The 10542-nt window shown below is 74.3% G+C and carries 11 protein-coding genes; 7 read left to right on the forward strand and 4 right to left on the reverse strand.

The window, feature by feature from the left end; all coding sequences use genetic code 11:
• Positions 1 to 61 precede the first annotated feature (61 nt).
• A complete protein-coding gene (locus ACFU74_RS32775; RefSeq protein ID WP_380763450.1) occupies positions 62 to 733 on the reverse strand; it encodes a potassium channel family protein in 672 nt (223 codons plus the stop codon).
• Positions 733 to 1401 (reverse strand): potassium channel family protein, encoded by a 669-nt coding sequence (locus tag ACFU74_RS32780; protein ID WP_380763452.1) that lies wholly within the window; start codon positions 1399 to 1401, stop codon positions 733 to 735. The genes ACFU74_RS32775 and ACFU74_RS32780 overlap by 1 nt, the downstream gene beginning before the upstream one ends.
• A 246-nt stretch (positions 1402 to 1647) precedes the next feature.
• Between ACFU74_RS32780 and ACFU74_RS32785 the strand changes: the two genes are divergently transcribed.
• Together ACFU74_RS32785 and ACFU74_RS32790 are read left to right on the forward strand one after the other, a co-directional pair.
• Positions 1648 to 3711 carry an APC family permease gene (locus tag ACFU74_RS32785; RefSeq protein WP_380763466.1) on the forward strand — a complete coding sequence of 688 codons (2064 nt, stop codon included), beginning with the start codon at positions 1648 to 1650 and terminating at the stop codon, positions 3709 to 3711.
• Between the two features lie 428 nt (positions 3712 to 4139).
• Positions 4140 to 5438, forward strand: coding sequence for a class I SAM-dependent RNA methyltransferase (locus ACFU74_RS32790; RefSeq protein ID WP_380763468.1), 1299 nt, complete (start codon positions 4140 to 4142; stop codon positions 5436 to 5438).
• An 80-nt stretch (positions 5439 to 5518) separates the two neighbouring features.
• Here ACFU74_RS32790 and ACFU74_RS32795 read toward each other — a convergent pair whose 3' ends face one another.
• On the reverse strand, positions 5519 to 5716 hold the full coding sequence (locus tag ACFU74_RS32795) for a hypothetical protein (RefSeq protein ID WP_380763454.1): 198 nt from the start codon (positions 5714 to 5716) through the stop codon (positions 5519 to 5521).
• A 200-nt stretch (positions 5717 to 5916) separates the two neighbouring features.
• Between ACFU74_RS32795 and ACFU74_RS32800 the strand changes: the two genes are divergently transcribed.
• Both ACFU74_RS32800 and ACFU74_RS32805 read left to right on the forward strand, forming a co-directional pair.
• Positions 5917 to 6162 (forward strand): toxin-antitoxin system HicB family antitoxin, encoded by a 246-nt coding sequence (locus ACFU74_RS32800; RefSeq protein ID WP_380763456.1) that lies wholly within the window; start codon positions 5917 to 5919, stop codon positions 6160 to 6162.
• Positions 6159 to 6581, forward strand: a complete 423-nt coding sequence (locus ACFU74_RS32805) for a fic family toxin-antitoxin system, toxin component (protein ID WP_344332774.1) — start codon at positions 6159 to 6161, stop codon at positions 6579 to 6581. The genes ACFU74_RS32800 and ACFU74_RS32805 overlap by 4 nt, the downstream gene beginning before the upstream one ends.
• A gap of 12 nt (positions 6582 to 6593) precedes the next feature.
• Here the strand turns inward: ACFU74_RS32805 and ACFU74_RS32810 are convergent, their stop codons facing one another.
• Entirely contained in the window at positions 6594 to 7454 is an 861-nt protein-coding gene (locus ACFU74_RS32810) for a GNAT family N-acetyltransferase (protein ID WP_380763458.1), read from the reverse strand.
• A 232-nt stretch (positions 7455 to 7686) separates the two neighbouring features.
• Between ACFU74_RS32810 and ACFU74_RS32815 the strand changes: the two genes are divergently transcribed.
• From ACFU74_RS32815 to ACFU74_RS32825, 3 genes are read left to right on the forward strand one after another with little or no spacing between them, the layout of a single operon-like run.
• Positions 7687 to 8619, forward strand: a complete 933-nt coding sequence (locus ACFU74_RS32815; RefSeq protein WP_380763460.1) for a RimK family alpha-L-glutamate ligase — start codon at positions 7687 to 7689, stop codon at positions 8617 to 8619.
• Positions 8616 to 9551, forward strand: a complete 936-nt coding sequence (locus tag ACFU74_RS32820; RefSeq protein ID WP_380763462.1) for a RimK family alpha-L-glutamate ligase — start codon at positions 8616 to 8618, stop codon at positions 9549 to 9551. The genes ACFU74_RS32815 and ACFU74_RS32820 overlap by 4 nt, the downstream gene beginning before the upstream one ends.
• A 53-nt stretch (positions 9552 to 9604) precedes the next feature.
• Complete coding sequence (locus tag ACFU74_RS32825; protein ID WP_380763464.1) at positions 9605 to 10435, forward strand: putative RNA methyltransferase; 831 nt, start codon at positions 9605 to 9607, stop codon at positions 10433 to 10435.
• Positions 10436 to 10542 lie beyond the last annotated feature (107 nt).

Raw genomic sequence — 10542 nt, forward strand, 5'->3', positions numbered from 1 at the left:
GGCCCGCACTCGAAACGAGTGCGGGCCCTCGGCGTCGGTCGGTCCGCTCCTGCGTCCGGCCCTACTGGGCGCCGGCCGAGCTGGAGAGCAGGTTCTCCAGCTCCTCCTCGCGCTCCTGGGCGGCCACGAAGAGCAGCTCGTCGCCGCCCTCCAGGGTGTCGTCCTTGCCGGGCACCAGGACCCGGCCCTCGCGGAGGATGGTCACCAGCGCGGTGTCCGGCGGCCACGGCACGTCGCCGACGCGGGTGCCGACCAGCTCGGTGTCCTCGGCGAGGGTCAGCTCGACCAGGTTGGCGTTGCCCTGGCTGAAGCGCATCAGCCGGACCAGGTCGCCGACGCTGACCGCCTCCTCGACCAGGGCGGACATCAGGCGCGGGGTGGAGACGGCGACGTCCACGCCCCAGGACTCGTTGAAGAGCCACTCGTTCTTCGGGTTGTTGACCCGGGCGACCACCCGCGGCACGCCGTACTCGGTCTTCGCGAGCAGCGAGACGACCAGGTTGACCTTGTCGTCACCGGTCGCGGCGATCACCACGTGGCAGCGCTGCAGGGCGGCCTCGTCCAGCGAGGTGATCTCGCAGGCGTCGGCCAGCAGCCACTCCGCCATGGGCACCCGCTCCACCGAGATGGAGTTGGGGTTCTTGTCGATCAGCAGGACCTCGTGGCCGTTCTCCAGCAGCTCGCCCGCGATCGAGCGGCCGACGGCGCCGGCCCCGGCAATGGCGACTCGCATCAGTGACCTTCCTTCTGCGGGCCCTGCGCGAACGCGGCCTCGACCGCCGTCAGGTCGGCCCGGCGCAGCGTGACGTGCACCAGGTCGCCCTCCTGCACCACCATCTGGGACGAGGGCAGCACGCCCTCGCCGAGGCGGGTGACGAACGCCACCCGGGCGCCGGAGGCCGCCTCCAGCTCGCTGACCCGGTGGCCGACCCACTCGGGGGCGTAGGCGACCTCGGCGAGCAGGACGGCGCCGGTCGGGTCCTGCCAGAGCGGCTCGGCGCCGCTCGGCAGCAGCCGGCGCAGCATCTGGTCGGCCGTCCAGCGGACGGTGGCGACGGTGGGGATGCCCAGGCGCTGGTAGACCTCGGCGCGCCGGGGGTCGTAGATCCGGGCCGCGACGTTCTCCACGCCGAAGTTCTCCCGGGCCACCCGGGCCGCGATGATGTTGGAGTTGTCACCGCTGGAGACGGCGGCGAAGGCGCCCGCCTCCTCGATGCCGGCCTCCCTCAGGGTGTCCTGGTCGAAGCCGACCCCGGTGACCCGGCGCCCGTTGAACCCGGCGCCCAGCCGACGGAAGGCCGTCGGGTCCTGGTCGACGACGGCCACCGAGTGGCCCTGTTTCTCCAGTGCGCGGGCGAGCGCGGAGCCCACCCGGCCGCAGCCCATGATGACGATGTGCACCGGCGCTACCTCACCCGTCCTATTGGGGCCATGACCTGCGCAAACACCGTTGGATCTCCGTTTCCCCGCCCCGCTGTCCGGGCGGGCTTCCTCGTGGGGCTCGGCACGACAACCACAGTGTTGCCCGCCTGCTCGTATCCGACACGCTAGCCGGTCCACCGAACGCAGTCGCGACGAAGGGGGCATCATCGGGGGGCGCCCGTCGGACCGGGCGGCGCACTGCCCCTACGATTCCTTAACGTGCCTATGCCGACTGACCTACCGAAACGCATCCTCATCGGGCGTGCGTTGCGCAGCGACAAGCTGGGGGAGACGCTGCTCCCCAAGCGCATCGCGCTGCCCGTCTTCGCCTCGGACGCGCTCTCCTCGGTCGCGTACGCGCCCGAGGAGATCCTGCTGACCCTCTCCCTGGCGGGTGCCTCTGCCATCCACTTCTCGTGGCAGATCGGCGTCGTGGTCGCCATCGTCATGCTCGCGGTGGTGGCCTCGTACCGGCAGAACGTGCACGCCTACCCGAGCGGCGGCGGTGACTACGAGGTCGCCACGGTGAACCACGGCCCGAACTCGGGCCTGGTGGTCGCGAGTGCGCTGATGGTCGACTACATCCTCACCGTGGCGGTGTCCACCACCTCGGGCGTGGCCAACGTGGTGTCGGCGGTGCCGGCGCTGCGCGGGCACGAGCTGACGCTGTCGGTCGTCGTGGTCATAGTGCTGATGGGGATGAACCTGCGCGGTGTCCGGGAGTCCGGTACGGCCTTCGCCGTTCCGACCTACGCCTTCATGGTCGGCGTGCTCGGCATGGTGGTGTACGGCGTGGTCCGGCACTTCGGGCTGGGGCAGGACATGCCTTCGGAGAGCTCCGGCTTCCATCTGGAGGCGACCCCGGGGAACGAGAACCTGGCGGGCTTCGCCATGGTGTTCCTGCTGCTCAAGGCGTTCTCCTCGGGCTGTGCGGCGCTGACCGGCGTGGAGGCGATCTCCAACGGCGTGCCGGCGTTCCGCAAGCCGAAGAGCAGGAACGCGGCGACGACGCTGCTGATGATGGCGACCATCGCGGTCGTGATGTTCATGGGCATCATCTGGCTGGCCCGGCTGACCGGCGTCCAGATGGCCGAGGAGTCCCACCAGCTGGTCGGCGCGCCCGGCGACTACCACCAGAAGACCGCGCTGGCGCAGATCAGCGAGGCGGTGTTCTCGAACTTCACGCCGGGCTTCTACTTCGTCGCCGCCGTCACCGGGCTGATCCTGGTGCTGGCCGCGAACACCGCGTTCAACGGCTTCCCGGTGCTGGGCTCGATCCTGGCGCAGGACCGCTACCTGCCGCGCCAGCTGCACACCCGCGGCGACCGGCTGGCCTTCTCCAACGGCATCATCCTGCTGGCGCTGGCCGCGATCCTGTTCATCATCGCCTTCGACGCGGACCCGACGCGGCTGATCCAGCTGTACATCGTCGGCGTCTTCGTGTCGTTCAACATGAGCCAGTCCGGCATGATCCGGCACTGGACCAGGAACCTGCGCACCGAGACCGACCCGGCCAAGCGCCGCCACATGCAGCGCAGCCGGGCGATCAACACCTTCGGCCTGGTGATGACCATGGCGGTGCTGATCGTCGTGCTCGCCACCAAGATCAGCCACGCCTGGATCGCGATCGCGGCGATGGTCGTGCTGTTCGTGATGATGAAGGCGATCCGCCGGCACTACGACCGGGTCTCCGCGGAGCTGGTGGCGGCCGAGGAACCGGACGACGTGGTGCTGCCCACCCGGGTGCACGCGATCGTGCTGGTCTCCAAGCTGCACAAGCCGGCGCTGCGGGCGCTGGCGTACGCGCGGCTGGCACGGGCGCACACCCTGGAGGCGGTGACCGTGAACGTCGACCCGGCGGACACGGCGGCGCTGCGCGACGACTGGGACGAGCGCGGTATCGAGGTGCCGCTCAAGGTGCTGGACTCGCCGTACCGGGAGATCACCGGGCCGGTGCTGGACTACGTGAAGAACCTGCGCCGCAGCAGCCCGCGCGACGTGGTGTCGGTCTACATCCCCGAGTACGTGGTCGGCCACTGGTACGAGCACCTGCTGCACAACCAGAGCGCGCTGCGGCTCAAGGGCCGGCTGCTGTTCAAGCCGGGTGTGATGGTGACCTCGGTGCCGTGGCAGTTGGAGTCCTCGGAGCGGCGCAAGCCGCAGAAGGCCTGGTCGGCGCCGGGTTCCGTCCGGCGTGGTGAGCCGCGGGTGCCCAAGGCCGTAAAGTCGGAAGCCTCGGCGAAGCCCGCCGGCCCCGCTGACGACAGCAAGAAGGACGCCTCCCAGTGACCCGCAACACCCCGTCTCGTTCCCACGGTTCCTCGGGCAAGGGTGCCCGCAAGGGCGGTGCCGCCGCCAAGCCCGGGCAGGTCGCCCGGCCGCGCTGGGGCAAGCCGTCGCGGCCGGAGGCGACCGACCGCGACGGCTTCACCGCGCGGACGGCGCCGCTCGCGCCGGAGGAGCGCGCCCCGGAGCGCGTGGAGGAGCCGTCGCGCCCGTCGCGCGGCGAGCGTCCGGAGCGCGGTGAGCGTGGTCAGGCGCGCGGTGAGGCGCGCGGTGAGGCGCGCGAGGGCCGGGAGGGGCAGGCGAAGGGCGGCGCGCGCCCGCGCAAGCAGACCGTGCGCCCGCCGCGGGCGCTGCGCGGCGGCGCCCGCGCGCCCCGGGCCGAGGCCGCTCCCAAGGCGCCCAGGGTCCCCAAGGCTCCCACCGGCGACCCGCTGGTCGGCGAGCGCTACGAGGTCGAGGTCGGCCCCGTCGCGCACGGCGGCGGGCACTGCGTGGCCCGGCACGAGGGCCGGGTGCTGTTCGTCCGGCACGCGCTGCCGGGCGAGAAGGTGATCGCGCAGGTCACCGAGGGCACCACCACCTCGCGCTTCCTGCGGGCCGACGCGGTGGAGGTCCTGGAACCCGCCAAGGACCGGATCGCCCCGCCGTGCCCGTTCGCCGGACCCGGCAAGTGCGGCGGCTGCGACTGGCAGCACGTCACGCCGGGCGGCCAGCGCAAGCTCAAGGTGCAGGTGCTGACCGAGCAGCTGGCCAAGCTGGCCGGCCTGACCCCGGCCGAGGCCGGCTGGGACGGCAGCGTCGAGCCGGTGGGCGGCAAGCTGCCGGCCGGCCAGGTGCCGGCCTGGCGCACCCGCGTCCAGTACGCGGTCGACCCGGAGAGCGGCAAGGTCGGGCTGCGCAAGCACCGCTCGCACGAGATCCAGCCGGTCGACCGCTGCCTGATCGCCGCCGAGGGCGTCACCGAGCTGGGCGTGGAAGCCCGCGACTGGCCGGGCGTCGCCTCGGTCGAGGCGATCGCCGCCTCCGGTTCCTCGGACCGCCAGGTGGTGCTCACCCCGGCGCCGGGCGCCCAGCTGCCGCTGGTCGAGCTGGACCGTCCGGTCTCCATCGCCCGCATCGACGAGCAGGGCAACACCCACAAGGTGCACGGTCGCTCCTTCGTGCGCGAGCGCGCCGCCGGGCGGACCTGGCGGGTCAGCAACGGCGGCTTCTGGCAGATCCACCCGGAGGCGCCGGACACCCTGGTCGACGCCGTCCTCGACGGCCTGGACCCGCAGTGGGGCGAGAACGCGCTCGACCTGTACTGCGGGGTGGGCCTGTTCGCGGGCGCGCTGGCCGACCGGGTCGGCGAGGACGGCGCGGTGCTCGGCATCGAGTCCGGCAAGCAGGCGGTGGCCGACGCCCGGCACAACCTGGCCGCGCTGGAGAACGTCCGGATCGAGTGCGACCGGGTGGAGTCGCTGCTGCCGCGCACCGGGATCACCGCGACCGACCTGATCGTCCTCGACCCGCCGCGCGCGGGCGCCGGCCGGGAGACCGTCGCCCACCTGGCGGGCCTCGGCGCCCGCCGGATCGCGTACGTGGCCTGCGACCCGGCGGCCCTCGCCCGTGACCTGGCGTTCTTCCACGAGGGCGGCTACCGGCCGGTCTCGCTGCGGGCCTTCGACCTGTTCCCGATGACGCACCACTTCGAGTGCGTGGCGATCCTGGAGCCCGTCGAGGGCGAGTGACCCGCGCACGACGCCGGAGGCGGTACCCGGGACGCTCCGGGTACCGCCTCCGGCTCTTGCCGTGCTTCCGTCGTGGCGGCTCAGGGCAGGGGGCGTTCCTCTTCCCGGGCGTCGTGGGGCAGGGTGATGCCGTGCTGGGCGGCGAGGCGGATCAGTGAGGCGATCCGGCCCTCGTACGCCTGGACGCCGTCGGCGTCCCCTTCGGCCCGGGCGGCCGCGAGTTCCTTGCGGGCCTGGGCGAGCTGCTCGCGCAGCTCCTGGTCGAACATGGCTGTCATTGCCGGCCTCCACACCGGTCGGTGCCGCTCCAGGGAATGCTCAGGGCACTTCAGAGTCTCCGAAGGTGAAGAACTCTTCAAGTCTCCCTCCCGGTGGGTGCCGGGCGTCGAGCGGGTCGCGTGAGCGGCGTGCGCGGGGGCCGCGCGCGGGGCCGCGCGCGCCCTTGTTGTGCTAGCACTTCAGCGCTAGCTTGGGGTTCATGGGTAAGAAGCAGCTGAACGTCCGGGTGGACGCCACCACCGCGGAGATGGCCCGGGAACGGGCGGAGCAGCAGGGGATCAGCATGAACCAGTACATCGAGCGCCTGGTCCAGCAGGACATGGGCGAGGCCGGGCGGGTGTTCGTCGACGCTGCCGCGCAGTTCATGAAGGAGTACGAGACGGCGTTCCTGGCCGAGTTCGGCGAGCAGCGGGCCGGGGCCGACCTCCAGGACGTGCGCCGTTGAAGCTGGAGGTCGACCTCTCGTGGCTGCTCATGACCGCCGAGCAGTACACGCCCGGTGACCCGCAGGTCACCGACTACGGATCGCTGCTCGCCGCCGTCGCCCGGCACCAGGCCGAGATCTTCGACATCGCCGTCTACCCCGAACCGCAGGACCGCGCCGCCGCCCTCATGCACCAGCTGATCCGGGTGCCGGCGCTGGAGAAGACCAACGAGCTCTTCGCCACCGCCGTCGCCTACGCCTACCTGGTGGCCAGCGGCTGCACGGTGGCGACCACGGCCCGCGAGGTGCGCAGCCTCGCCCGGGCCATCCGCGAGGGGCGGCTGACCGTCTCCGGAGTGGCGGACCGGCTGGCCGCCTGGGTGGTGGACGAGGCCGAGGACGAGGAGGTCAGCGGCGAGGACGACGACGACTCGGAGTAGCGGAGGGCGGGCTCAGCCGGCCGCGGCGGGCTCGGCGATCAGCGCGGTCGCGAACGGGCGGAAGCCCGCCCGGCGGTAGATCCGGGCCACGTCCTCGTCGGCCGCGGACAGGAACACCGTCCGCACCCCGTGGGCCCTGGCGTGCGCGACCAGCGCCGCGGTGACCGCCAGGCCGAGCCCGCGCCGCCGCGCCGAGGGCAGCGTGCCCACGCCGGCCACCTCGGTGACCGGGCCGACCGGGTTGTGCTGGCCCGCGCAGAGCGGCGTGCCGTCCTCGAACGCCGCGGCGAGCACCGTGTGCCCGGAGGCGATCCGTTCGGCGACCCGCTGCGCAGAGCCGTCGGTCGCCAGCACCCGGGCCCGCGCGGCGAGTTCCGTCGCCCCGGCGCTGCCCGTGCCGGTGCCCGGCTCGTCGAACGCCAGGTGCGGGACGGCCAGCGCGTGCGCGAGCGACGGGTCGTCGGCGGCCAGCACCCGCACCGCGGCCGCGCCCGGGGCCGCGGGCGCCTCCTGCCGCGGGCCCAGCACCAGCAGCGGGTGCTCGTGCACCGCCAGCCCCGCCTCCTCGACCGCCGCGCGCAGCAGCGGATCGTGCTCCGCCACCCACTCGAACGCCTCCGGCAGACCCAGCTCGCGCTGGCGCTCCAGCACCCGGCGGACGTCCCCGGCGGTGGCGGCCGGGCCCTCGTGGCCCAGTGCCGGGCGGGCGTAGTACGGCCAGCCGGCGCCCTCCCGGACGAACAGGCTGAGCGGGCCGAAGTCCTCGACCCGGGCGGCGGAACGCGGCACCGCGTCGTAGTAGCGCTCGATCTCCTGGAGGAGATCGGCGTCGGGGACGGCTGCTGCAGGATCGTCAGAGGTCACGCCGTGCATCCAAGCAGGCTCGTCGCGTTCCTGCCAGGGATTTGCGGACCGGCGCCGGGCCGCCCGCGGACGGCGGCCGCGGCAGCCGCCCGGCCCGGGCACTTCCGTGCGATTGTTGCCGAACGCCGCCAGGCCGGGCGATCTTGTGTACGGGCCCCATGACATCCTGGGGCCCTTACAGCTCTGCCGGACGGGAACGGCGGACGTCCGCGCTGGGCGAAGCGAGGGGGAAGACCGGGTCATGAGGCTCTGCTTTCTGGTGGAGGAGCACTACCGGCACGACGGCATGCCGCTCGACGTCGTACGCCAACTCACCGCGTGGGGGCACCGGGTGGACGTGCTGCGCCCCGGCGACTCGCTGATGGCGATCTCCGAGGCGGTCCGCGCCGGGAGCCACGACGCCTGGGTGCTCAAGACCGTCTCCGGCGGACCCGGCCTCACCCTGCTGGAGGCCGCCGCCGCCGTCGGCCTCACCACCGTCAACGACGTCCGCTCGATCCGCGGCGTCCGCGACAAGGCCCTCGCCTCGGTCATCGCCCGCACCCGCGGGCTGCCCGTCCCCGTCACCTACGCCGCCGCCCGCTGGGAACGGCTCGCCGAGATCCCGGCCGCCGAGTACCCGCTGGTCGTCAAGCCCGCCGACGGCAGCTCGGGGCGGGCCGTGCGGCTCGTCCGCGACCCCGGCCACCTCGCCGAACTCGGCCCGCTGCTGGCCGGCGAGGGCCTGCTCATCGCCCAGCCGTACGTGCCCAACTCCGGCACCGACCTCAAGGTGTACTGCGTCGACGGCGAGCTGTACGCCACCGAGCGGTGCTCGCCGCTCAACCCCGAGCAGGGGGTGCGGGAGCGGCAGGTGCCGCTGCCGGCCGAGGTCGCGCGGATCGCCGCGCAGGTCGGCGAGGTGTTCGGGCTCGACCTGTACGGCGTCGATGTGCTGCTCGGACCGGACGGGCCGGTGGTCGTCGACATCAACGACTTCCCGAGCTTCCGGCAGGTGCCGGACGCGGTCGCGCGGGTCTCGCGGGCGGTCCTGCGCCTGGCGCGCACCGGCACCGCGGTCACCGCGCCCGCCGTGGCGCTGGACGCGTCCGGGCTGCTCGGCGCGGGGCCGGTCCGGATGCCCGCGCAGGGCGGCGTGGGCGTCGGCGGGGTCGGCGTCGGCGGCGCGCTGTGAGGATCGGGCTGATCACCCCCGCCCCCGACCACCCGCTGCTCGCCGCGGCCGGCGCGCTGCTGACCGCGCTCGGCCACCGGGTCGAGGCGCTCGACCCGGCGGACCCGCCCGCCGCGGGCGCCGGGCCGCTCGCCGACGTCTACCTGCTCAAGGCCCGCACCCCGGCGGCCCTCGCGCTCGCCCGGACACTGGAGGAGAGCGGCGCCCCCGTCGTCAACACGGCCGCCGCCACCGAACTCTGCCAGGACCGCACCGCCATGGCCGACCTCGCCCGGCGGGCCGGCCTGCCCTTCGCGCCCACCCGCACCGCCGACGGCCCCGCCGAACTGCTCGCGCTCGCCGAGGCGGGCGGACTCGCCCTCCCGCTGGTCGTCAAGAGCCGGCACAGCCGCCGCCACGACCTCGTCGCCCGCGCCGACGACCTCGCAGGGCTGCGCGCCCTCGCCGAGCAGTGGCCCGGCGAGCCCGTCGTCGCCCAGCCCTACCTACCGAGCACCGGCTGGGACCAGAAGCTCTGGGTCGTCGACGGCCGGCTCTTCTGCACCCGCCGGCGCTCCGAACTCGCCGACCCCGGCCACACCGGGGCCCCGCACGGCGGAGGCGGGTTCGGGCCCGCCGACCTGCCCGCCGGGCGGGCCCGGCTCGCGCTGCGCGTCGGCGAGGTGTTCGGCCTCGACGTCTACGGCGTCGACCTGCTGGACGGGCCGGACGAGCCGGTCGTCGTCGACGTCAACGCCTTCCCGGGCATCCGGGGGCAGGCCGGCGCGCCCGAGGCGCTGGCCGCGCTCGCGCTGCGGGTCGCCGCGGCGGGCCCGCCGTCCCTTCCCGGCTCGCCGTCCCCGGGCCGTCCGTCCGTGCCCGGCCGGCCCTGCCTCCCCGGCCCGAGGGCGGGCGCCCCGGCGGATGCGGGCCCGGGCGCCGCCGCTCGTTAGGCTGGCACCCCCCGGCCCGAGCACCCGGCCGGGCCGCGAGAGAAGACGGACCCTTGCTGCAGGACATCGAGCCCTACCTGGCCTGCCCGCACTGCGCGCAGCCGCTCACCCCCGACGGGCGCACCCTGCGCTGCGCCGCCGGACACAGCCACGACGTCGCCAAGCAGGGCTACGTCAGCCTGCTCGCGGGCGACGCCCACACCGGCACCGGCGACACCGCCGACATGGTCGCCGCCCGCAGCGACTTCCTCGCCGCAGGCCACTACCGGCCGATCGCCGACGCCCTCGCCGAGGCCGCCGCGGCCGCCGACCCCGAAGGACTCGTCGCCGACCTCGGCGCCGGCACCGGCCACTACCTCGCCCACGTCCTCGACGCCCTCCCGGGCCGGCCCGGCGCCGCCCTCGACATCTCCAAGTACGCGCTGCGCCGCGCCGCGAAGGCCCACCCCCGGATCGGCGCCGTGGTCTGCGACGCCTGGCGCCCGCTGCCGCTGCTGGACGGCGCCGCCGGGCTCGTCCTCAATGTGTTCGCCCCGCGCAACGGCCCCGAGCTGCGCCGCGTGCTGCGGCCCGGGGGCACCCTGCTGCTCGTCGCACCCACCTCGCGCCACCTGCGGGAACTCGTGTCCGCGCTGGGGCTGCTGTCGGTCGACGAGGAGAAGCAGCGGCGCATCGACGAGAAGCTCGGGCCCCACCTGACGCCGGCCGGGCGGCGCGAGGTCGAGTTCACGCTGCGGCTGTCCGCCGAGGACGTGCGGACCGTGGTCGGCATGGGGCCGAGCGCCTGGCACACCGACCAGGACCGGCTGGCGGAGCGGCTCGCCGCGCTGCCGGAGCCGGTCGAGGTGACGGCCTCCGTCACCGTCGCCGCCTACCGGCGCTGAGGCGGGGCGCCGGGCCCGCGTGACGCCGGGTCCGGGGGTTCGGGCGGTTCGGACGGGTCGGGCGGTTCAGCCGGTTCGGGGGGCGGTTCGGGTGCTTCGGGCGGGCG

The sequence above is a fragment of the Kitasatospora sp. NPDC057500 genome, assembly GCF_042802195.1.
In the GTDB taxonomy this organism is placed as follows: Bacteria; Actinomycetota; Actinomycetes; order Streptomycetales; family Streptomycetaceae; genus Kitasatospora.